The sequence below is a fragment of the Nitrosospira multiformis genome, from assembly GCF_900103165.1.
Classification (GTDB): domain Bacteria; phylum Pseudomonadota; class Gammaproteobacteria; order Burkholderiales; family Nitrosomonadaceae; genus Nitrosospira; species Nitrosospira multiformis_D.
On sequence record NZ_FNKY01000001.1, the window covers coordinates 423,584 to 443,409 of the forward strand.

Here is a 19,826-nt window from a genome sequence, read left to right on the forward strand (position 1 = left end):
CCTGCCGTTAATAGTGATATCTATGAATTAATCTATAAAAATGATCCTCACTAGATTTGTTTTTATTTCGGCATTCTTTTTAATTTTCTCACTTACGGGATGTGGTAAAGAACCTCATTACGACGACAGCATCCCACATGAGTATATAACTGCCTTAACCACCGATAAGCAACTAACCACTTTCAGTGCTTCGGAAGCGAAATATCTATTGTCAGGCGTAAATCATTTTAAACCAGGTGAATGTCAGGGGCAGCTGGATAATATTAATGAGCGAAAAGCGAAACTATGGATGGGCACTTTAAATCAAACTGAGGGACGGGATATTAAAGGCGTGGTGTTCATGTGCGAAATTGATATAGGTGAAGATCAAGAATGTTTGAATAAGATGTTAAATCATATTTCTGATGATGGTGAACGGGGAACCGCAAAAACGTTTGCAAGAACGCTTCGTTTATGCCGTATTACAAAAATAATAGGGAAAGAAAAGGCGGTCTTGTTAAGAAATGAATGAAATAGCTATACGTTGTTTTTTTCGTGTTTATCCGGAAATCGATTTATTTAGTATGTCGTCATTTCTCAGAACCCCCGATGGGAATAACTAGCTATGATAAAAACCGTTCAGTTCACACTTTCATTTACCGGGAATGATTCGGATAGACACTTAATAGACTTTTACGATGTTTCGAAAGCTCTCATAGGATTCCAGCGATCTATAGCCCTTACCACCCATCTTGTTTTAAATAACGAAATAATTACGCAAGCACCTTATCTTAAAGGTGCCACTATCTATGCGCTTCCATCTGAAGCAGGAAGTTGGAAAATGACGGCTGTAGTGATGGCTTCCTTATATCATCTAGGAACGGCCCCCATTAATACTCCAATCGGGCATCTGATACATTCACTGTATGACTATGTGGTTTCGGAAAGTCTTGGATTTCATGTTGATTATGATAAGACATTGAAAAAGCTGTACGATGAATCGGACATAAAAAAAACTCAGTTGCCACAAATAAGAGAATCACAAGCGCATTCCCTAGTAGAAAAATGTTCCCCCGCTATTGAAGAAATGCATAGGCCTATTTACAAGGGACATACGGCTAAAAAAGGCAGAATCGTCACTACCATTGGTGATAGGAAAATCCCTTTGCAGCAAAGTCTAACAATTGAAACATATGATTTCATTCATGAGACCCACATATCTGCTGAACCAGAAGAGATTCAGGGTCGTATTTCCGGTTACTACAAAAATACGTTCAAGGGAAAGATATTTGATAAAAGCATAGGCTGGCCGGTTTCGTTTGAGCTAAGGGATCAAGCAAGAAATCGAATCGCTTTTGATCTCATAATTCGCAGCTTGCACGCGAATGCCTTAAGTTTAACCAATGAAAATAGTATCGTTTTTTGTAAAGCATACAGGATGACTAGCAAATCTGGTCAATTGAAAGGTTTTCTGATAACTGAAGTTTCTAGCAAACCCTTATCTTAAGATTGACAAACAATCGGTTAACGCATTGGTTGATGGCGGTCTGCGATCCCTTATAATCTGTACGACCCCTCATGAAATACACTATGAAACCCTACAATCGATTTAAATCAGGTAGCTAAGGGGTGTAAGTATGCCTGTATGAAATTTAATGCTTCTCAAGATCATTAGATGACGCTTTCTTGCTAACTTAAATCGAATAATTTCATAATAACAATTACTGGTATTCCAATGAAAATAAGCATAAAAAAGCCAATCATGAATAGCATATGTCCTATTCCGCCGATGAAGGCGGCTATCTGATTTATGAGATGCCCTGCGGACATTCGCCTAATATCCTTTGAAAAAATCCCAATAAAAATCTTGAGAATAAACACAACTACACAAAATACAGCAAGAATAACCGCGAAAAACAATGCACGCGAAAGGTCAGAATCGTCGCATGCACCATATCGATTACAACCGAAATCCGCCCATGCGAAAGAAGGAAATATAATCAATGGCAGATAGGTTAAGGTTCTTATCTGTAGTAGTCGCGACTTCATCATATCAATTAAAAGATAACGACTTAGTAATGGAGGGGACGGTACCAAGACCTCCCCCGACTATAAGATTATTATTTAACTATTGGTTTGATATTGAATCGTTCATAGAAGCTATCTTCCATCGCAGCCCGCAACTCAGTTTCGTGCACCTTCAAAACAATGAATGAGTCATGGATGGGAAGGCAGACTATGCCGACCTCAGTGAGTCGCTTGAGAATCACTTCAGCAACCCATGAATCCGTATTCTGTAAAGTCATTCCGAACCCCGGATTATAGAAATACTCTTTAATAACGGAATGCTTCTCTTCGATTTTCTGAAGTAAGTCTTCAGCGTTCGTGATATGAAACTCACCCCTAATTGTGTTGATAGCATGTTGCCTGTCACGACAATTGAACAGCACCAGAAATGCTTTTTTCACATCGCCACGTTCACATCCGACGATGGTATAGGGATCGTCTGTAACGGATAATCCTTTGAAGGCATAGGCGATGGTGGGATGAAAAGCAGCATAATCTAATTCGACTACCGGCCGATGCGGAGGCGGGCGGGCTGATTTGCTACGAAGCATTCAAGACGATTTCCGGGCAACATAATTTTCCTCCGGATTTTCCCTCGTCCGAGGTGGCGTGTAGCCTCTTTTCATCGCTATTGTCACGCCCTGACGTGTACTCGGTGGTGGCCGAGAGTGAGGGGCGGATCGTGGGCAGCAATTTCCTGTGGGAAGATGCGGCCATCGCGGGTATCGGTCCACTGACGATCGCCCCGGACATCCAAAACAGCGCCCTCGGCCGACGCCTGATGGAGGACGTATTGGCGTGTGCCCGGCGGAAACGGTTCGCCGGGGTGCGCCTGGTGCAAGCCGCCTATCATAACCGTTCCCTGGCCCTTTATGCCAAACTGGGGTTCGACATACGGGAGCCACTGGCAAACCTGCAGGGACCAGCGCTGCGACTCGATATTCCCGGCCACACCGTCCGTTCCGCGCAAGCCGAGGATGAGAACGCTTGCAATCGTCTCTGTCAAAACGTCCACGGTCACGATCGGGGTCAAGAGCTACGTCAAGCAATCCAGCAAGGCACTGCCACCATCGTTGAACACGCCGGTCGCATCACCGGCTACGCCACATTAATCGGGTTCTTTGGGCATGCCGTGGGGGAGAGCAATGAAGATCTCAAGGCCCTCATCGGGGCTGCGGAGGCCTTCGCGGGGCCGGGGTTTCTCCTGCCCACGCGCAATGGCGAACTGTTCCGCTGGTGCTTGCAGCACGGACTTCGCGTCGTTCAGCCCATGACATTGATGAGCTTCGGGCTCTACACCCAGCCTTCGGGCACTTTCCTGCCTTCGATTCTCTTTTGAAAGCGGGTCATCTTTCTTAGGCGCATTTTTTCTTGACGGCGAATGCCTTCCATTGCTGAGCTATATATCAAGAGTAGCCCCTATCCTCGCACCGACCCTCCGGTAGAGGTAAGCCTGTTTAAGAAATCCATCTTGATCTAACCAAGCATCATCAACTCGGAACTCTGTCTCGGGTACTGGAGTCCCCTTAACTCGGTTAATAATGGTCTCAAGAGTAGCAGGCCTCTCCGACCTGATCATGTCCTCTTCTGCTTGGCTATAGCTATCGTAATACATAACGGTAATCGTTGCCATTTCACTCTCCATTAGTAGTTTTCGATTGTGTTTCGGGTTACTCAATTGTCCCTTTAGGTATTTACGGCATTGCGAGATTTCTCTTGAATTTATTTTGTTAAATTTGATTCCAGTTGCACTCTTGGGTGATTTGACCATTGAACCCAGATACATGCATGGGGAAACCCGTTTTAATTGATCTTGATAAGCCCTAATCTGGAACGCCAAGTCAAACTACTAGAAACATATAAACCGAATTACAGCTGCCGAACTGCGAACAACTTGAATGCTCAATCAGCAGCAACAAGCATGTAAATTTCATACTCGGCACCGGCGGCTATTACATTTGCAGGTACTATCTGGATTCGCCCACTCAAGATATGCAATCTCCCAATGCAAAGAGAAGTTGAAGAAAAATCCAGGTATGCCGTCGTGGCGGCCGTACAACTGCCGAGCGTGAGCGATAGCGAGTTCGAGGCGTCGCTGAGCGAGCTACGCGAACTCGCAAAAACACTGGGGTATGAGGTTGTTCGCACATTCGTGCAGAAGCGCTCAAACTTCGATACAACAGCATACCTTGGCGTCGGCAAGCGGCAGGAAATACGCAACTTCATGAACAATGAACCTACCGAGTTTGAGGAAATAGTCGCTAACCCTCATAGTTGGAATATCGATACCATCCTGGTCGACCACGAGATCTCGCCATCACAGGCGCGCAACCTTGAAAAGGAGGCCGGCTGCGAAGTAATGGACCGCACTATGGTCATCCTCGAAATTTTTCATCGCAACGCCCGCTCTCGCGCTGCGCGTGCCCAGGTGGAGATCGCGCGCCTCGGGTACATGGCACCGCGCCTGCGCGAGGCGGCGAAGCTTGCGGGGCCGCAAGGACGGCAGCGCAGCGGCGTCGGTGGCCGGGGAGGCGGCGAGTCGCACACTGAATTGGATCGACGCAAGATCCGTGACCGCATCGCCGAACTTCAACAGGAAATCATCACAATGGATGTGGAGCGCAAGACTCAGCGTGCGCGGCGGCAAGAGCGCCAGGGGTTCGCTGGCGTGGCCCTCGTCGGCTATACAAACGCCGGCAAGTCCACCTTGATGCGGGCGCTCACGGGAAGCGAGGTGCTGGTCGCGAATAAACTCTTCGCTACGCTTGATACCACCGTGCGTGCCCTCCACCCCGAGAGCGTGCCGCGTGTGCTCGTCAGTGACACGGTCGGTTTCATAAAGAATTTGCCACACGGACTCGTCGCCTCGTTCAAGTCAACGCTAGAAGAAGCGCTTGATGCATCCCTGCTGCTCCATGTCATCGATGCAAGCGACCCCGGGTTTGAGCGCCAGCTTGAGGTTACCGATGGAGTGCTTGAGGAGATCGGTGCAAATGTCGTGCCGCGTATCCGCGTCTTCAACAAGATCGACCACGTCGGCGATGCAACAGCGCAAGCTGAACGCGAAGCGGCCTTGCGAACACAGTACCCGGATTGCGTCGTGATGAGTGCACACCGCCCTGACGAAGTCGCGAAACTCCGCCAGACAATCGTCGCGTTTTTCCAGCGGGATCTGGTGGAGGCCGAGCTTTTCCTTCCCTGGTCGGCACAGCAACTGCGTGGGGAAATCTACGCAAGCTGTCAGGTGCTGGAGGAGTACTCAGACAGTGAGGGCGCCTTCTTTCGGGTTCGTGGCGAGCCCAATGCCGTGAAGAACCTGCGCGAGCAGTTCAGCCAGGTGTTATAAATTCAGCGTCTTTGATTCCGGCACGCCGATTCTATGTATTAGCCCGGATGTTTCATAAATTCGCGTGATGATTGCGCAGGATTCTGTTTTGTAGGGAGATTTTGTGAAAGAGTGGCGTAGTTATTCATACCTGACCCATTCTCAAACGGCACAGATGATCAATATTCGACTGGCAGCAACACCAGATAAGTATAAAATGGCCCCGGCTTGGACTTGGAAACTGCGGTCAATGGCGGCAAAAATTAATAACGATCCAAGCAGGAACCGCTAATTATCGGGTAGTTGCATTTATTACTATGCGAACATCATCAATGCGAGGAGAGCATCATGGCAAAAGGTCAGCAAAGGAAAACCAAAGAAGCAAAGAAACCAAAAAAGAAACCGACACCCGCTATCTGACTCGTTCTTGCGCTGAGCAGATCAAGTGTGAGGCCGCATGGCGGTGGAGCATCAAGTATCACAGAAAGAGGAGTGAGTCATCAGGCGTCCAGTAGCCGGCGAGCCAGCAGCGATTGCATGTCCCTCCGCCCGTCCGCGATCAGGTAGATGTAAACACGTCGCTCAACAATACGATAGATCACCCGGTAAGGCTTGAAGAAGATCTGGCGAAAGTCACGGATACCCAGTACCAGCAATTCCTTGGGGTGGCTACCGCGTTCCGGAAAAGTTATCAGCGTTTCGACGGTTTCGAGCAATTTATCCAGTACATAACCCGCGCTAGCAGGAGAATCGAAGTCTGCGACATAGTCGCAAATCGCTTCGAGGTCGCGTTCTGCCCCTTCGGTAAGCAGCACCTCATACCGCATCAGCGTCCGGCTTGCTTGGCGCGCAGCCGAGCGACCACATCGCTAACCAGCGTGATTTTCCCTGCTTCAATCTCCTGATTGCCGAGCGCAAGAATCTTAAGCAGCGACAGCGTTTCCTGCGTTTCCTCATAGGAAGCCACATCCTGGATTACTGCCTTCGCCTCGCCGTTCTGTGTAATGACCAGCGGTTCACGTTGCTCGGCCAGTTGTAGCAATACCTCTGCCGCATTGGCCTTCAGGTAACTAATCGGTTTAACTTGGGTTGAGTAGCGCATGACGCCTCCTTTCAGATCATATAAAGACCAAATATAGTCTCTTTTTAATCTTTGAACAATACCTCGCCTCACTCAATCGCTCGACTATCGGATAACTAATTCTGTTGAGTTGCATATTAAGGAAAGTAAATTATCCAAACTCAGCGTATGGGTTTTCGTCTTCACCCTTAAAGACAGGAATCTTTGGTCGATCTGCAGGGCTCATTTCTGAATTTTCTATTTTTGGGATGTGAAAAAACTTCGTGCAGGTCATCTCATCATTCTTTTCTACTATTTTTATTTATTCGGCGTAACCTTTAGAGTTAATGCCTAATTAAATTAGAAGATCACGATGAACACATTCTTTTTCATAGTAGTACCAGAGGTGATTCTGGCTGGCGATGTAGTCCATTTTGATGGTCAGATTGCAGAGTACGCATTCGAGGCTAATTCAGAGAGAGAAGCCCTTGACTTAGTATTCCCGCAATTCTGCTGCGAACATCCTCACCACTCTCACGAATCAACGAAATATCAGATAAATTGTATATCGAGCTAGAAATCCACTTTAAACCTAGCCCAACTCAATATATAGGAGGATCTATGGAATGGATTTTAGGGGCGGTGATCGCCTTTGTGATGGGAGGTTTAATTGGGACGAAATTGGGGCGCCAGAGAACTGAACTTCGGCAAAAAAAGAGTGCGCGCGAATGGGAAAAAGCCAAAGATAAAAAATAAAAAGCCCGGTAGGAGCACTCCCGGGCAATATCCCATAGACCTGTTTTCTATATGGCTTTTCGTACAGAATTAGTAAGCAGAAAGAATAAGAATAATGACGTATCTGACCTGCCAAGGAGGTGGCGCGATGAATGCCTTTTTAGTATTTTGGGGTTCATATATTCTTGTGCTTGTCGCTGGATTGGGAGTACTAGTAATAGGTTGAGATACGAAAAAGCCGCATGTAACGGGCTTTGGAACTTCTTGGAATTTGCTGGAACATCTAAATGGGACGGGGAGGTCGAATATGGCTCAGATACCGCATGAATAAAAGTTGCTCAAGCTTTTTTCAAGTCAAACATAATGAATCAAGCAAGCGCCAGCGTAGCGCGCCGATTTTTTCCATTGCCAGGGTGGAGTAGGCGATTTGTCGGCCCATAATCCGCGCTGTTGGCGCTTTGCTTCGTGCTCAAAAATAAAGAGATTATGATCCTTGGCGTACTTACGATAGACCCACGCCATGCCGCGACTGACTTGCTCCAAGTTTGCATCAACACCATCGCAACTGACACGAGCCACGGTTCGGCCAAGTTGATCTTTTGCGCGTGGCGTGACTTTCGCCTGTTTACCAAAGCATAAATCAGAGAGCGATTGTTTGGATTTGGCGCCGAATGGCTGCCCGTTTTCTGGCGCGTCTATTTCGGCCAGCCTGATCTTGACCTGCTGCTTATCCTCGTTCAGAACGGTGAGCGTGTCGCCATCAGAAATGCCGATGACTGTGGCGAGGAATGCAGCTATGAGCATTTTTCAAGATTGAAAAAATAATGGGGCCGTTTTTTCAGCGCAATAATTTGATCGACCCGGCTGTCATTATCATAGCCTATTTCGCAGGCGATTTCATCCCCACTAAATGTGTCGTGCTACTTAGCAGCGATCACGACGCGACATCACCATTCATAGCTCCTTGATTATTAGGTGGCCGGGTTCTTGGCATTGAGTTAGAAATTAACGAGCCTGCAATGCCACGAAATGGGTGTGGGGTGCTGTGCTGAAAGGTGGCGTGATGGGTGCGGAAGTTGCGGGCCGCATCCATGCGAAATACGAGCTTGAATGCTTGCAGAGCCTGATCGAATCACAAGTGCATGGAAGTCGATAGCTGCGGTTCGCTATCCTTGATTGGTGGGACGAGGACAATCGAATAGAGCTCAGATATCGCATGAATAAAAGACATAAAAACTTTTACAATAAATATGCCCCCAGTTATGCCCCCATCTACACAACGCTACCAATTCCGGAATTGGGATAACCAGTCTATCTACTGATGAGCTTTATATCAATACGGCTAAGGTACAGTAGAGATAGCCTATACCATGTTGGGTAATTTAATTGATACACTGATTGATTCGAGACAGGAGGAAGTGGCGTGAATAATAACGATGGTGACCACAGTGCTGAGGAAGCTCTGAAAAATTATCGTAATGCAGCAACAAGAATCAGAGAGGGGAATGGGATCAGCGCAGAGGATATAGATGAGCTGATAATGCTATTGTCAGTTTTTGTAGACCACCCAGAGAGCGATGAAGATGCGCGCCTCGAGCTCGTAAAAGAGCATCAGCAGATTTATGAGCGATTTTACGAACAAAATAACGCTTGATTAGCCCGCAAAATGCGCGTGGGCGCTACCCAAACTCAGCGTAAGGATTGGCTCCGTTCTTCTTAAAGACAGAACCCTTCGACCTATCCGCCGGGCTCATTCCTAATATCCCCAGTACAACCTCAGAAAGATCGGGGCAGCGTATTATGCTATGGTTTTTGCCGTCTAGCACCCATCAGTCCCGTCTCTACCCATGATTCGAAACCTTCTACCGATATTAATATCCGGCCATCAGGCGCTTTGCGCCATACCCTGTTTTCCATCCAGGCGCCGCGCTTTATCTTGGCGCGAATCGCGTCCTCGGTATAGCCGCTAAATTCCGAGAACTTGCGGATGGTGACATAACCTTTCATTGCTCGCACTGGGGAATGTCTTGAAAGTTAAATAGCTCATGACGCGTCCTTGTAGTCTGCGAGATTAATATTGAGAGCTGAGATAGGGGATGGGGGGTGGGAGAAAATATTCTGCGGAAAATAGATGGGCCATACGTTTCGCAGGCATTGCAGACCTTGCCGGATGCTAATAAAGGGAAGGAGGATTTTAGGGAAACAGTAATCGAGGTTCCAGTAGTGGGTTTGGTGCGCTTTAAATGCAAGCGCATGACTGGCAGGCAGGGGAAATATCGCTATCGATTCTGGACGGCTATCGAGGCGTTTAAAGTGGAGTAGAGATTGGCGCAAAACTTTCAATTGGAGAGGACGAACCCGGAATCGGCCGGTCTGTTAATCCCGCCAGCCGAGCTTTTTGCTGTATGACGGAAAGTGCGGGCGTTTGCCATCTACGGACCTGGCTACATTTTCGATTAAAACAACAGAGATATTCGTAAGCTTTGAAAGAATTTGCCATTTTTCTTTCAAAGCTTATAATTGTTTGAAAGTTTTCTTTTCAACATTAACGTAATACCATGATATCAACGGATTTTACTAACCAAAAAAGCGGAAGTCTTATTCACTCTCCTCTAGGATTCCTCGCATTTGTTCCCGCTCCTTTACCCCCTGAAATTATCTTCGATATGGAACTTGCGATGACGCTTTCAAAAGCAGACGCAGCTTTGTCGGAGCTTTCAGGGCTCGGAGGTCAATTGCCCAATCCCCACCTGTTGATTGCACCTTATATGAAGCGTGAAGCGGTTCTTTCTTCAAGAATAGAAGGAACGAAGGCGAGTCTTTCCGATATTCTAATTGATGAACTAGATGAGGATGCACTTAAACGCACACCTAGTGATGACGTACGGGAGGTACGCAATTACATTCACGCCATGGAATCAGGAATCAAATTGCTCGAACGTTTACCGATATCTTTAAGACTCGTTAGTGCGATCCATGAAGAACTTATGCGTGGAGTAAGGGGGGAAAAGGCGACCCCGGGTCATTTCCGACACAGCCAAAACTGGATAGGCCCACAAGGATGCACCCCCGCAACGGCGACATTTGTTCCTCCACCTGTGAGAGAGATGAACGAAGCGCTCCACGCATGGGAAAACTTTTTGCATATTCGTGACACAATTCCCGATCTGATTCAGTGCGCCCTTATGCACGTTCAATTCGAGACTATTCATCCATTTCTGGACGGTAATGGGCGGGTCGGAAGACTTCTAATCACATTCTTTTTACTGGAGAGGAGGCGCCTTTCGCAGCCCTTACTTTATCTATCTGCGTATATCGACTCTCATAAAGCGGATTACTACGAGTTACTGCAACGTGTACGAACCCATGGGGAATGGAATCCTTGGTTACATTTTTTTCTAAACGGAGTTACCGAAGTTGCCACAGCAGCGGGTCTTCAGGCGAAAGAACTGCATAAGCTCCGAGAAGAATACCGAGCAATACTGCGAGACAAGCCGAATGCGCTCATATTATTGGACCAACTATTTGTAAACCCCTTTATGACTATAACGAGGGCCGCTAAAGTGCTTAAAAAATCTCACCCGACAGCGAAAGCAGCTATATCTGTGCTAGAGAATAAAAAGGTATTAAAAGAAATTACCGGGCGACATTGGGGAAAACTCTATGTATCTAAGCCTATCCTTGATGCAATAGAAAAGCCGCTCGTTTAGTGGTCCGCGTAAACATAGCAAAGCTTACATCCAACCCGTCACACTTGATCCTGGCCGCGGTGCGTTTGTAGCGGTCTTTGACTTGCGGGATTATTTCGGCCAGCCTGATTTTGACTTGCTGCTTATCCGCGTTCAGAACGGTGAGGGTGTCTCCATCGGAAATCCCGATGACCGTAGCGAGGAATAAAGCTGATAACATGAAAAGGCTAAATTAGTAGGCTAATCAAGTCTTTGTTTTTAACATGATATCCGTGCTATCGGATACCTCATCATAATTAACCACTGGCTCCAGGGGCTTAACTAATTCATCTTGGGGAGCTGTATCCCATACGACTCCTGAGCATGTGAATCGTGCGCTGTCCATTTCTGCGAGTGATCTCAAAATTCTTGAGTCAATAAGCTTGCCAGACTATTGCGTAGCAAAAACTGAGAGCCTAATATGGACTAGCTTGCCGCTGTTAACGATCAATGGAGAAAAAGTGAAAAAGGAAATTAAAACATTAATCGTTACAGCGTTATTGTACTTCGCTCCTTTTCCCGCTCATGCATTTCCGATTGCCGCACCGGGAACAGAAGGTTCGCGAATCTTCGGGATCGGGGCTGGACTCCCAGTAACAATTACCTATCTAGGAGGCTCAGCAGCGCACAGTATTGATTTATATCTGATGGATCCATCAACGGGTGCTCTGCTCATTTTTAGCAACGACTCTGCATCTGTTGGGGATACGAAAAACATTGGAGAGGTCCACAGCGGGTCGGAGTTATGGTTTCGTGTGCATGTAAATGACACGGGGTATGACTTCTTTAATGGATCGCGAGACTTTAATGCTGACGGTCAGTTTCATGCAAGGATTCAACGCAATTGGCTTCCAAATACAGCGTTGGCGAGCTTCGAAGCCATATATGATCCATCTGGGAATTCCAGTGTTTTCGATGACCTAAGCTTTTCAGTCTCTAACGTCAATGTTATCCCCATTCCAGAACCCGAAACCTACGCCATGTTTTTAGCCGGTTTGGGTTTGCTGGGATGGAGGCTGCGTAACGCCAGAAGCCCCCTTTAGGCGTTGGATTCAATAGAACTTGATGGGAAGTGGTAGGAGGAAAAACCAATGAAAAAGCCCGCATTTAGCGGGCTTTTGGGACTTCCTGAGACTTGTTGGAACATCTAATTGGTGGAGACGAGGAGGATCGAACTCCCGACCTTCGCATTGCGAACGCGACGCTCTCCCAGCTGAGCTACGTCCCCGATTGTTACACGTATTTTATAACAAAAAGCGATGGCATAATATTGAGGTTACTAAGCAGTAGCAACGATTTTGCAATCCTGACAGGTATTTTGGCAGGTAATTACACTTACAAGGGAATTAACGGGGTCAACCCCCTTCACACCCAATCCTTGCCGATCAGAAAATCCGTATAGAGCTTATCTTCAGCGCTGCCAGCCTCGGGTTTCCAGTCATACCGCCATTTCACGATGGGCGGCAATGACATCAGGATGGATTCGGTACGTCCACCCGATTGCAAGCCGAATAGAGTGCCACGATCCCACACCAGATTGAATTCCACGTAGCGGCCCCGGCGGTAGGCCTGGAAGTCGCGTTCGGGCTCACCATAAGACACATTGAGGCGCCGCTCCAGTAGCGGCACATAGGCAGGCAGGAAATGATCGCCGACACTTTTGGTCAGATTGAAACAGGCATCGAAATCCGGTTTACCCAGATCATCAAAAAAAATACCACCTATGCCGCGCGGCTCCTTGCGGTGCTTCAGATAAAAATACTCGTCGCACCATTTTTTGAAACGTGGATGATGGCCGTCACCAAACGGTTGCAGTGCATCTTTACAAGTCTGGTGAAAGTGTATGGCGTCTTCTTCAAACCCATAGTAAGGCGTCAGATCCATTCCGCCGCCGAACCACCAGACTGGTTCGGCCCCCTCCTTATGCGCCTCCAGATAACGGACATTCAGATGCACCGTGGGTGCATAAGGATTGCGCGGATGCAGCACCAGCGACACGCCCATTGCCTCGAACGAGCGTCCCGATAATTCCGGCCGGGCGGCGGTGGCCGAAGCGGGCAGCCCACCACCGAATACGTGCGAGTAATTCACTCCACCGCGCTCAAGCACATTGCCTTCTTCCATCACGCAACTTAACCCGCCGCCCCCCTCGGGGCGTTCCCATTGATCGCGGCGGAAACGTTTGCCATCCACCTCTTCCAGGCGCGCGACGATGCGTTCCTGAAGTCCGGTGAAGAATTCTTTAACTTGCTGTGTTGTGTCCATGCAAACTCCCGATACCTGTCCCGCACTACACGCTACGCACTACAGATTTGTCCAAGCTGCTATTTACGTTGGTTGATAGCCCGATACCCGATGTCGTGGCGCGTCTGACAGCCGTCGAAGTGGATTTGCTCAGCAATATCATAGGCGCGACGCTGCGCCATCTTCACGCTATCCCCCAATGCGGTAACACATAATACACGCCCGCCCGCGGTCACGATTTCCTTGCCGTTTTCTCCACCCAGGGCCGTGCCTGCATGGAACACGCAAAAATCTTTTTCCGATGACGCCACAGACAGGAGTTCCGGCAAACCATGAATCACGTCTCCTTTACGCGGCGTGTCCGGATAACCCTGGGCCGCCATGACCACCCCCAGGGCGGTGCGGCGATCCCATTCCGCTTCTATCTTGTCGAGGGTTCCGTTTATGGCGTGCTCCATCAGCGTGACCAGATCACTTTTCAGCCGCAGCATGATGACCTCCGCTTCCGGGTCGCCCATGCGGCAATTGAACTCCAGTACCTTGACGCCGCCATCCGGCGCTATCATCAGCCCGGCATAAAGAAACCCGGTGTATTTCTCGCCTTCCTGCTCCATGCCGTTGATCGTCGCCTGAATCACTTCGCGCATTATCTTGGCATGCAGCTTGGGCGTGATTACCGGTGCGGGAGAATATGCGCCCATACCCCCCGTATTTGGGCCCTGATCACCTTCTTTCAGGCGCTTGTGATCCTGACTGGTGGCAAGGGGCAGCACATGGCGGCCATCCGCCATGACGATGAAACTGGCCTCCTCCCCTTCCAGAAATTCCTCGATCACGATGCGCGCACCCGCGTCCCCCACGCGATTTTCAACCAGCATCGCGTCCACGGCGGCGTGGGCCTCCGCCAGCGTCATGGCAACCACCACCCCTTTGCCCGCAGCCAGACCATCGGCCTTGATGACGATGGGGGCGCCTGTCTGATCCAGATAATGATGGGCTTCGGCAGCGGAACTGAAGCTGGCATAAGCAGCGGTGGGAATCCCATGGCGCTGCATGAAAGTCTTGGCAAAACCTTTGGACGTTTCCAGTTGCGCAGCCTGCCTGGTAGGGCCAAAAATTTTCTGGCCCGCCGCGCGGAAAGCATCCACTATGCCCGCCGCCAGGGGGGCTTCCGGCCCGACTACTGTGAATGCAATGGATTCCTTTTTGGCAAATTCCACCAGTTCAGGAATCCCGGTGATGGGAAGATTCTCAAAGTCACCTTCCAACGATGTGCCGGCGTTGCCAGGGGCAATAAACACCTTTATGGGGCGGGTGGCACGCGCCGCCTGGAGAAGTCTCCATGCTATCGCATGCTCCCTGCCACCGCCGCCGATTACTAGTAGTTTCATATCAGGGTGTCTCTACATTCAAATTTGCAAGTGTTCGCGCCACGGTTCTGGGTTCTGGGTTCCGGATTCCTAATGTCTGAAATGCCGCACACCGGTCAACACCATTGCCACGCCCTGCTCATCCGCGGCGGCAGTGACTTCTTCATCACGCACGCTGCCTCCGGGCTGAATGACCGCCTTCGCGCCCGCCTGTACGACGACATCCAGCCCATCGCGAAACGGGAAAAAGGCATCCGAGGCGACTACCGAACCGGCGAGAGCGAGTCCCGCATTCTGCGCTTTGATGGAAGCGATGCGGGCGCTATCGACTCGGCTCATTTGTCCCGCGCCGACGCCCAGCGTCTGGCCATGCGCGCAATACACGATAGCGTTGGATTTGACGAATTTCGCCACACGCCATGCAAACAGCAAATCCTGCAATTGTTGCGGCGTCGGTTGTACTTGGGTGACGACTTTCAGTTGAGCCGCAGCGACATTGAGGTTATCCGGCGTTTGTACCAGCAATCCGCCGCCCACGCGCTTGAAATCAAAAGTATTGCCTCCTGCCTGGAGCGGCAAGGTCAGCACGCGCACATTGGTTTTGCGGGCGAGAATCTGTTTTGCGTCGTCGCTTAATTCCGGCGCGATAATCACCTCGACAAACTGCTTGATCACCGCTTCGGCTGCGGCGCCGTCAAGCGCGCGATTGAAAGCGATGATGCCGCCAAAAGCGGAAGTTGGATCAGTGGCGAGGGCCAGCTGATAAGCCGCAAGCGGTGTATCGGCTACGGCCACGCCGCAGGGGTTGGCATGCTTGATGATGACACAGGCAGGCAAATCAAAGGTCTTGACGCATTCCCACGCGGCATCGGCATCGGCAATGTTGTTGTACGACAATTCCTTGCCCTGCAATTGGGCGTAGCTGGCAAGACTACCCGAGGCGGGCGCAAGGTCGCGATAGAAGGCCGCTTGCTGATGGGGATTTTCACCGTAACGCAAATGCTGGCCGATACTGAAATTAAGATTAAGCCGCTCGGGAAATGCCTGGCGCTGTCCGTACTCATCCTTCGAGTCGATCGAAGTAAGATAATTGCTGATGGCGCTATCGTATGCGGCGGTGTGCGAAAAAGCCTTGCAGGCGAGCTGGAAACGGAGTTCCTGTCTGACCGCGCCACTGGCGGACTTCATCTCCTCCAACAGCGGCGCATAATCCTCCGGATCGGTAACGATCGTCACGCTTTTATAATTCTTTGCCGCGGCTCGCACCATGGTGGGGCCGCCGATATCGATATTTTCGATGGCCTCTTCCAGGCTGCAATCGGAACGGGCCACGGTCTGGCTGAAGGGGTAAAGATTCACCACCACTAGCTCAATGCCAGGAATCCCTGCCTTCTCCATCGCTGCTATGTGCTCAGGCGCATCCTTTCGCGCCAGGATGCCGGCATGGATTTTCGGGTGCAGGGTTTTTACCCGTCCGTCGAGCATCTCGGGAAAACCGGTGTAATCGCTTACTTCGGTAACAGTCAGGCCCGCATCCTTGAGCAACTTGGCGGTACCGCCCGTGGAAAGGATCGTTATTCCAAGCTGGCGCAACTCACGCGCAAGCTCGACGATTCCAGTTTTGTCGGAAACACTAATGAGGGCTTGTTTAATAGTCATTTATTGGAATTATAGCCGAATGTATAACTCGAGCTGCCCCCAGTATCCACTCGCGCGCTATTCTAGCGCGCTGCCTGGGTTGCCGGGGACTGCTGGGGCTAATAGGGTTATCTGATCTATTTAATCTGATACTGCTTCATTTTGTTGCGCAGCGTATTGCGGTTGATGCCGAGTAACTCGGCGGCACGCGTCTGATTTCCCTTGGCGTGGTTCATCACCAGCTCGATCAGCGGCTTCTCGACGCTATGTATTACCATTTCGTAGATGGCATGGGGCTTTTCACCGTCCAGATCGTTGAAATAACCGTTCACGGCTTCACGTACGCAACGGGCGATTTCGTTTTCATTAATAATGCTCATGCGACCAACTCCTCTGGCTCAACGTAAGTCAAGCGCCGGCCGTGGCCGGCAAGCTCACTAAAAAATTGGTTAACCGCCAGCACCTGCTGATCCGTCGTTTGCAATTGATTCATTGCATGACGAAATACAGCAGAGCCAACTAAACCTTTGGTGTACCAGGAAATGTGCTTGCGGGCGATGCGCACACCGGAATACTCACCGTAAAAATCATATAGGTCATGCAAATGCTCGATGAGCACACGATGAATCTCGCTAACTTCCGGTAGCTGTAGATGCTTACCGGTGGCAAGATAGTGGCTGATCTCACGAAATATCCATGGCCGTCCCTGGGCAGCGCGGCCGATCATGACGGCATCAGCCCCGGTATATTCGAGTACCCGCTTTGCCTGTTCAGGCGTGGTGATATCGCCGTTGGCGATGACTGGAATTTTCACTGCAGCCTTTACCGCAGCGATGGTGTCATACTCGGCATGCCCCGCATAAGCGCAAGCGCGCGTACGCCCATGAATGGCCAATGCCTGGACTCCCGCGCTCTCGGCAATGTTCGCCACCGCAAGTGCGTTTCTGTGCTGTGTGTCCCAGCCAGTACGAATCTTCAGCGTAACAGGAACATTTACCGCGCCTACCACCGCATCAAGTATCCTTCCCACCAGCGGCTGATCCTGCAGCAATGCGGAGCCCGCCATTACGTTGCAGATTTTTTTGGCCGGACAACCCATATTGATGTCGATAATCTGTGCCCCTTGGGCCACGTTATAACGTGCGGCTTCAGCCATCATGGCCGGGTCGGCGCCTGCAATCTGCACCGAAATGGGGTCTACTTCTCCTTCATGATTAGCGCGTCTCCGGGTCTTTTCGGAACCCCACAACAACGAGTTACTCGATACCATTTCCGACACAGCCATGCCCGCACCCATGCTCTTGCACAACTGACGGAAGGGACGATCGGTGACCCCCGCCATGGGTGCGACGATAAGATTATTTTTAAGAATATGAGGACCGATCTGCATGCTTCTGTCTTGAGTATTAGGGCCAGCCCGGAAAAATGAAGGACAAGAACAGTTCCGATTTTAACAGGCTATTGAAATTCGCGTAGCGCTGGCAGCTATCGATCATTGCACGATAGCGTATCGTTACGCGATGACATCGGATAGATGTAAGATTTTACAGGTGACATCAACTCATATTTGCTGTAGCCCATATCGCTTTGGGGAGGATTCAGCAAACCACCTTTGATTTGTATCTAACCCGGATATTTCATAAATTCGCGTGATGATTGCGCAGGATTTTGTTTTGTAGGGAGATTTTGCGAAAGAGTGGCGTAGTTATTCATACGCCGACTGAACAAAATTTCCATACGAAACAAAAGACCAGCAAGGACGCGCGTCAATTTATGAAATATCCGGGCTAAATGCTTCGATCGCTCAAATAATAATTAGGGCCTGTTAACACTTATTTCGCACCTGCGTTGCTACACAAAAAACGCGGAGGCAAGGCGCGAAGCGCAGGCCATAGTAACCTATGGCCAAGCTTCGTAACGCGGCATCCGCGTTTTTTGTGTAGCAACCCGAAGGGACGGGATGGATTTCATCCAGCCCTTCGTTACTCGCCGCTTACGGAGGCCTGCTCCGCCGCACGGCTCATGCCTCGTGCTGGATGAAATCCGTCGCCGTCGCGGGTGCGAAATAAGTGTTAACAGGCCCTAAGGAGCGGATTCAACCTCTTGCGCCAAACATCATGCGACGGGCGACAAAACGCTTGGCTTGCGGAAGGCAATCCAGCGCGCTTAGACCCATGCCGCGCATGCTTCCCAATACAAAATCATCATTGGAAAAAAGTTTCACCAGGGAATCAGTGAATACTCGCCCGGTGCTACTGTCCATCCGGCGCCTATGACGATATCTTGCAAGCATTGCGGGAACCCCTGTCTCAGCGGGAGCTGCGATAACTTCGTCAGCCAGTTCCCAGGCATCACGCAAACCCAGATTAAAACCTTGTCCCGCAACCGGATGTAGCGTTTGCGCCGCATTGCCAATCAATGCCGCACGGCAAGCCGTGACCGGGGTGGCGTATTTGAGCGTAAGAGGAAAACCGGAACGTTTACCGGCCTCGACGAGCTTGCCGAGACGATCGCCGAAATGGTCATGTAGCCGGACAAGAAATGCCGCGTCATCCAGAGCGAGAATCTCCTGGGCCGCTGAGGGAGAAACAGTCCACACCAGGGCAAAGGAGTCGCCCGAAGGCAGTAGCGCCACCGGGCCGTCCGGGGTGAAGCGTTCATAGGCCACACCTGCCTGAGCGGGAGAACGCGTGAATTCACTTCCGCCACGGCCGGTTATTTTCGGAGAACACTCACTTTTGATACGTGCAACGACCGCCCATTGCTGGTAGTCATGCACATGCTGGGTCACGCCTTCGATTTGCGCGGTCAGGCGGCCGCCATCCGCCAGCACCAGCAGCCGGGCGGTGGCTTTTTTCATCACTCCGTCATGCTGAAATTCAATTTGCCCGGATTCGAGGCTGGCCTCCAGCCGCGTTACCTGCGCCCCGGTCAGGTAGTCAACATCGCACTTTTTCAGTGCCTTATGCATGGACCGGAATACATCATGGTGATTTATTACATAACCCAATGCCGGCACACCGATATCGTCAGCGGTCATGACGGTTCGGCCAAACCCCCCGCGATTGGAGATATGAATGGTCGTAATAGGCGTGACATCCGGTAACGGCTTCCATACGCCCAGCCGTTCCAGGATGAGCCGGCTGCCGTGAGACAGCGCCAGAGGACGAGAGTCTTCCGTTTTCTCGGGTAATCCACGTGCTTCCAGCAGCAGCACGGATACGCCACCACCGCGCAATGCCAGTGCCAGTGCCATGCCTACCGGACCGCCCCCGATGATAATCAGATCGTATTCGTGCTTCAGGGTAGTCTTTTCTTGGGTCATATCTCGTACATGTGTGTCTTATTTAGTGGGTGGCTTGTCCGTTCGTTCTTCGACGATTTCAGCGTCCTCGATCACGACATATTCTCCCTCTTCCGCTTCCCTGGCTTTACGTAATTTCCGGCGTAGCCACCACAGTCGAAATGAAATACCAGCGGCGGCAACAGCGAATAAGGCAAGAAAAGCGGTAAAGAAGAAAACGCCCAAAACGACCATGACAATCAACACGGGAATAAGGAGCAGGTAAGCTGCCCACCGGCTGCCGGGGGAAACATGCACAATCTCCTCTTCCGGCATGCCCGTTTTCTCATTCCGGATGATGCGTCTTATGACTATTTTCCTGTCTTCGTCCATTATC

General features: G+C 50.2%; 23 protein-coding genes and 1 tRNA gene. 9 read left to right on the forward strand and 15 right to left on the reverse strand.

The genetic code is table 11. The features are described 5' to 3' along the window. Positions 1 to 40: 40 nt before the first annotated feature. Entirely contained in the window at positions 41 to 511 is a 471-nt protein-coding gene (locus tag BLR00_RS01915) for a hypothetical protein (protein WP_074630556.1), read from the forward strand. A 93-nt stretch (positions 512 to 604) separates the two neighbouring features. Next, on the forward strand, positions 605 to 1,486 hold the full coding sequence (locus BLR00_RS01920; RefSeq protein ID WP_074630557.1) for a DUF7946 domain-containing protein: 882 nt from the start codon (positions 605 to 607) through the stop codon (positions 1,484 to 1,486). Positions 1,487 to 2,099: 613 nt separating this feature from the next. Here BLR00_RS01920 and BLR00_RS01930 read toward each other — a convergent pair. After that, on the reverse strand, positions 2,100 to 2,597 hold the full coding sequence (locus BLR00_RS01930; protein ID WP_074630559.1) for a hypothetical protein: 498 nt from the start codon (positions 2,595 to 2,597) through the stop codon (positions 2,100 to 2,102). After that, on the reverse strand, positions 2,587 to 2,763 hold the full coding sequence (locus BLR00_RS16875) for a hypothetical protein (RefSeq protein WP_256324210.1): 177 nt from the start codon (positions 2,761 to 2,763) through the stop codon (positions 2,587 to 2,589). The genes BLR00_RS01930 and BLR00_RS16875 overlap by 11 nt, the downstream gene beginning before the upstream one ends. On the opposite strand from BLR00_RS16875, the gene BLR00_RS01935 reads away from it, so the two are divergent. Then, on the forward strand, positions 2,678 to 3,385 hold the full coding sequence (locus BLR00_RS01935) for a GNAT family N-acetyltransferase (protein WP_256324022.1): 708 nt from the start codon (positions 2,678 to 2,680) through the stop codon (positions 3,383 to 3,385). The two genes, BLR00_RS16875 and BLR00_RS01935, sit on opposite strands and share 86 nt — an antisense overlap. A gap of 60 nt (positions 3,386 to 3,445) precedes the next feature. On the opposite strand, the gene BLR00_RS01940 is transcribed toward BLR00_RS01935, so the two are convergent. Further along, complete coding sequence (locus BLR00_RS01940; protein WP_074630561.1) at positions 3,446 to 3,679, reverse strand: hypothetical protein; 234 nt, start codon at positions 3,677 to 3,679, stop codon at positions 3,446 to 3,448. A gap of 372 nt (positions 3,680 to 4,051) precedes the next feature. On the opposite strand from BLR00_RS01940, the gene hflX reads away from it, so the two are divergent. Continuing rightward, positions 4,052 to 5,392 carry a GTPase HflX gene (gene hflX, locus BLR00_RS01945; protein WP_074630562.1) on the forward strand — a complete coding sequence of 447 codons (1,341 nt, stop codon included), beginning with the start codon at positions 4,052 to 4,054 and terminating at the stop codon, positions 5,390 to 5,392. Positions 5,393 to 5,871: 479 nt separating this feature from the next. Here hflX and BLR00_RS01950 read toward each other — a convergent pair whose 3' ends face one another. Further along, positions 5,872 to 6,198, reverse strand: a complete 327-nt coding sequence (locus tag BLR00_RS01950; protein WP_074630563.1) for a type II toxin-antitoxin system RelE/ParE family toxin — start codon at positions 6,196 to 6,198, stop codon at positions 5,872 to 5,874. Continuing rightward, positions 6,198 to 6,473 (reverse strand): type II toxin-antitoxin system Phd/YefM family antitoxin, encoded by a 276-nt coding sequence (locus BLR00_RS01955; protein ID WP_074630564.1) that lies wholly within the window; start codon positions 6,471 to 6,473, stop codon positions 6,198 to 6,200. The genes BLR00_RS01950 and BLR00_RS01955 overlap by 1 nt, the downstream gene beginning before the upstream one ends. A 579-nt stretch (positions 6,474 to 7,052) precedes the next feature. On the opposite strand from BLR00_RS01955, the gene BLR00_RS16880 reads away from it, so the two are divergent. After that, the gene (locus BLR00_RS16880; protein WP_256324023.1) at positions 7,053 to 7,187 is read left to right on the forward strand and encodes a hypothetical protein; all 135 of its coding nucleotides are present in this window, start codon (positions 7,053 to 7,055) and stop codon (positions 7,185 to 7,187) included. A 333-nt stretch (positions 7,188 to 7,520) separates the two neighbouring features. Here BLR00_RS16880 and BLR00_RS01960 read toward each other — a convergent pair whose 3' ends face one another. Next, the gene (locus BLR00_RS01960) at positions 7,521 to 7,970 is read right to left on the reverse strand and encodes a thermonuclease family protein (protein WP_074630565.1); all 450 of its coding nucleotides are present in this window, start codon (positions 7,968 to 7,970) and stop codon (positions 7,521 to 7,523) included. 619 nt (positions 7,971 to 8,589) lie between these two features. On the opposite strand from BLR00_RS01960, the gene BLR00_RS01965 reads away from it, so the two are divergent. After that, positions 8,590 to 8,820, forward strand: coding sequence for a hypothetical protein (locus BLR00_RS01965; RefSeq protein ID WP_074630566.1), 231 nt, complete (start codon positions 8,590 to 8,592; stop codon positions 8,818 to 8,820). A gap of 149 nt (positions 8,821 to 8,969) precedes the next feature. Here the strand turns inward: BLR00_RS01965 and BLR00_RS01970 are convergent, their stop codons facing one another. Continuing rightward, complete coding sequence (locus BLR00_RS01970; protein ID WP_218124303.1) at positions 8,970 to 9,173, reverse strand: MerR family transcriptional regulator; 204 nt, start codon at positions 9,171 to 9,173, stop codon at positions 8,970 to 8,972. Positions 9,174 to 9,269: 96 nt separating this feature from the next. Between BLR00_RS01970 and BLR00_RS01975 the strand changes: the two genes are divergently transcribed. The 3 genes from BLR00_RS01975 (at position 9,270) to BLR00_RS01990 (ending at position 11,937) form a co-directional block, all read left to right on the forward strand. Further along, positions 9,270 to 9,488, forward strand: a complete 219-nt coding sequence (locus tag BLR00_RS01975) for a hypothetical protein (protein ID WP_074630568.1) — start codon at positions 9,270 to 9,272, stop codon at positions 9,486 to 9,488. A gap of 236 nt (positions 9,489 to 9,724) precedes the next feature. Continuing rightward, entirely contained in the window at positions 9,725 to 10,876 is a 1,152-nt protein-coding gene (locus tag BLR00_RS01980; protein ID WP_074630569.1) for a Fic family protein, read from the forward strand. Between the two features lie 479 nt (positions 10,877 to 11,355). Then, positions 11,356 to 11,937, forward strand: a complete 582-nt coding sequence (locus tag BLR00_RS01990) for a PEP-CTERM sorting domain-containing protein (protein ID WP_074630571.1) — start codon at positions 11,356 to 11,358, stop codon at positions 11,935 to 11,937. 109 nt (positions 11,938 to 12,046) lie between these two features. Here the strand turns inward: BLR00_RS01990 and BLR00_RS01995 are convergent. The 8 genes from BLR00_RS01995 to BLR00_RS02030 all read right to left on the reverse strand — a co-directional run bounded on the left by BLR00_RS01995 (position 12,047) and on the right by BLR00_RS02030 (position 19,822). Continuing rightward, a tRNA-Ala gene (locus tag BLR00_RS01995) sits at positions 12,047 to 12,122 on the reverse strand. 137 nt (positions 12,123 to 12,259) lie between these two features. Beyond that, positions 12,260 to 13,159: an oxygen-dependent coproporphyrinogen oxidase gene (hemF, locus tag BLR00_RS02000; protein WP_074630572.1), complete on the reverse strand. Its 900-nt coding sequence runs from the start codon at positions 13,157 to 13,159 to the stop codon at positions 12,260 to 12,262. A gap of 59 nt (positions 13,160 to 13,218) precedes the next feature. After that, positions 13,219 to 14,529: a phosphoribosylamine--glycine ligase gene (purD, locus tag BLR00_RS02005; protein ID WP_074630573.1), complete on the reverse strand. Its 1,311-nt coding sequence runs from the start codon at positions 14,527 to 14,529 to the stop codon at positions 13,219 to 13,221. A 69-nt stretch (positions 14,530 to 14,598) separates the two neighbouring features. Continuing rightward, positions 14,599 to 16,167, reverse strand: a complete 1,569-nt coding sequence (purH, locus tag BLR00_RS02010) for a bifunctional phosphoribosylaminoimidazolecarboxamide formyltransferase/IMP cyclohydrolase (protein WP_074630574.1) — start codon at positions 16,165 to 16,167, stop codon at positions 14,599 to 14,601. A gap of 116 nt (positions 16,168 to 16,283) precedes the next feature. Next, complete coding sequence (locus tag BLR00_RS02015) at positions 16,284 to 16,526, reverse strand: helix-turn-helix domain-containing protein (RefSeq protein ID WP_041513144.1); 243 nt, start codon at positions 16,524 to 16,526, stop codon at positions 16,284 to 16,286. Then, the gene (dusB, locus tag BLR00_RS02020; RefSeq protein ID WP_074630575.1) at positions 16,523 to 17,536 is read right to left on the reverse strand and encodes a tRNA dihydrouridine synthase DusB; all 1,014 of its coding nucleotides are present in this window, start codon (positions 17,534 to 17,536) and stop codon (positions 16,523 to 16,525) included. Before dusB ends, BLR00_RS02015 begins: the two co-directional genes overlap by 4 nt. A 705-nt stretch (positions 17,537 to 18,241) precedes the next feature. Further along, a complete protein-coding gene (locus BLR00_RS02025; protein WP_074630576.1) occupies positions 18,242 to 19,471 on the reverse strand; it encodes an FAD-dependent monooxygenase in 1,230 nt (409 codons plus the stop codon). 18 nt (positions 19,472 to 19,489) lie between these two features. Next, the gene (locus BLR00_RS02030; protein ID WP_256324024.1) at positions 19,490 to 19,822 is read right to left on the reverse strand and encodes a hypothetical protein; all 333 of its coding nucleotides are present in this window, start codon (positions 19,820 to 19,822) and stop codon (positions 19,490 to 19,492) included. Positions 19,823 to 19,826 lie beyond the last annotated feature (4 nt).

Excerpts from the sequence above, each read along its gene's own strand:
- BLR00_RS01915 (WP_074630556.1), top strand. The coding sequence starts at position 41 with ATGATCCTCACTAGATTTGTTTTTATTTCGGCATTCTTTTTAATTTTC.
- BLR00_RS01920 (WP_074630557.1), top strand. The coding sequence starts at position 605 with ATGATAAAAACCGTTCAGTTCACACTTTCATTTACCGGGAATGATTCG.
- BLR00_RS01930 (WP_074630559.1), bottom strand. The coding sequence starts at position 2,597 with ATGCTTCGTAGCAAATCAGCCCGCCCGCCTCCGCATCGGCCGGTAGTC.
- BLR00_RS16875 (WP_256324210.1), bottom strand. The coding sequence starts at position 2,763 with ATGGCCGCATCTTCCCACAGGAAATTGCTGCCCACGATCCGCCCCTCA.
- BLR00_RS01940 (WP_074630561.1), bottom strand. The coding sequence starts at position 3,679 with ATGGCAACGATTACCGTTATGTATTACGATAGCTATAGCCAAGCAGAA.
- hflX (WP_074630562.1), top strand. The coding sequence starts at position 4,052 with ATGCAAAGAGAAGTTGAAGAAAAATCCAGGTATGCCGTCGTGGCGGCC.
- BLR00_RS01950 (WP_074630563.1), bottom strand. The coding sequence starts at position 6,198 with ATGCGGTATGAGGTGCTGCTTACCGAAGGGGCAGAACGCGACCTCGAA.
- BLR00_RS01955 (WP_074630564.1), bottom strand. The coding sequence starts at position 6,473 with ATGCGCTACTCAACCCAAGTTAAACCGATTAGTTACCTGAAGGCCAAT.
- BLR00_RS16880 (WP_256324023.1), top strand. The coding sequence starts at position 7,053 with ATGGAATGGATTTTAGGGGCGGTGATCGCCTTTGTGATGGGAGGTTTA.
- BLR00_RS01960 (WP_074630565.1), bottom strand. The coding sequence starts at position 7,970 with ATGCTCATAGCTGCATTCCTCGCCACAGTCATCGGCATTTCTGATGGC.
- BLR00_RS01970 (WP_218124303.1), bottom strand. The coding sequence starts at position 9,173 with ATGAAAGGTTATGTCACCATCCGCAAGTTCTCGGAATTTAGCGGCTAT.
- BLR00_RS01980 (WP_074630569.1), top strand. The coding sequence starts at position 9,725 with ATGATATCAACGGATTTTACTAACCAAAAAAGCGGAAGTCTTATTCAC.
- hemF (WP_074630572.1), bottom strand. The coding sequence starts at position 13,159 with ATGGACACAACACAGCAAGTTAAAGAATTCTTCACCGGACTTCAGGAA.
- purD (WP_074630573.1), bottom strand. The coding sequence starts at position 14,529 with ATGAAACTACTAGTAATCGGCGGCGGTGGCAGGGAGCATGCGATAGCA.
- purH (WP_074630574.1), bottom strand. The coding sequence starts at position 16,167 with ATGACTATTAAACAAGCCCTCATTAGTGTTTCCGACAAAACTGGAATC.
- BLR00_RS02015 (WP_041513144.1), bottom strand. The coding sequence starts at position 16,526 with ATGAGCATTATTAATGAAAACGAAATCGCCCGTTGCGTACGTGAAGCC.
- dusB (WP_074630575.1), bottom strand. The coding sequence starts at position 17,536 with ATGCAGATCGGTCCTCATATTCTTAAAAATAATCTTATCGTCGCACCC.
- BLR00_RS02025 (WP_074630576.1), bottom strand. The coding sequence starts at position 19,471 with ATGACCCAAGAAAAGACTACCCTGAAGCACGAATACGATCTGATTATC.
- BLR00_RS02030 (WP_256324024.1), bottom strand. The coding sequence starts at position 19,822 with ATGGACGAAGACAGGAAAATAGTCATAAGACGCATCATCCGGAATGAG.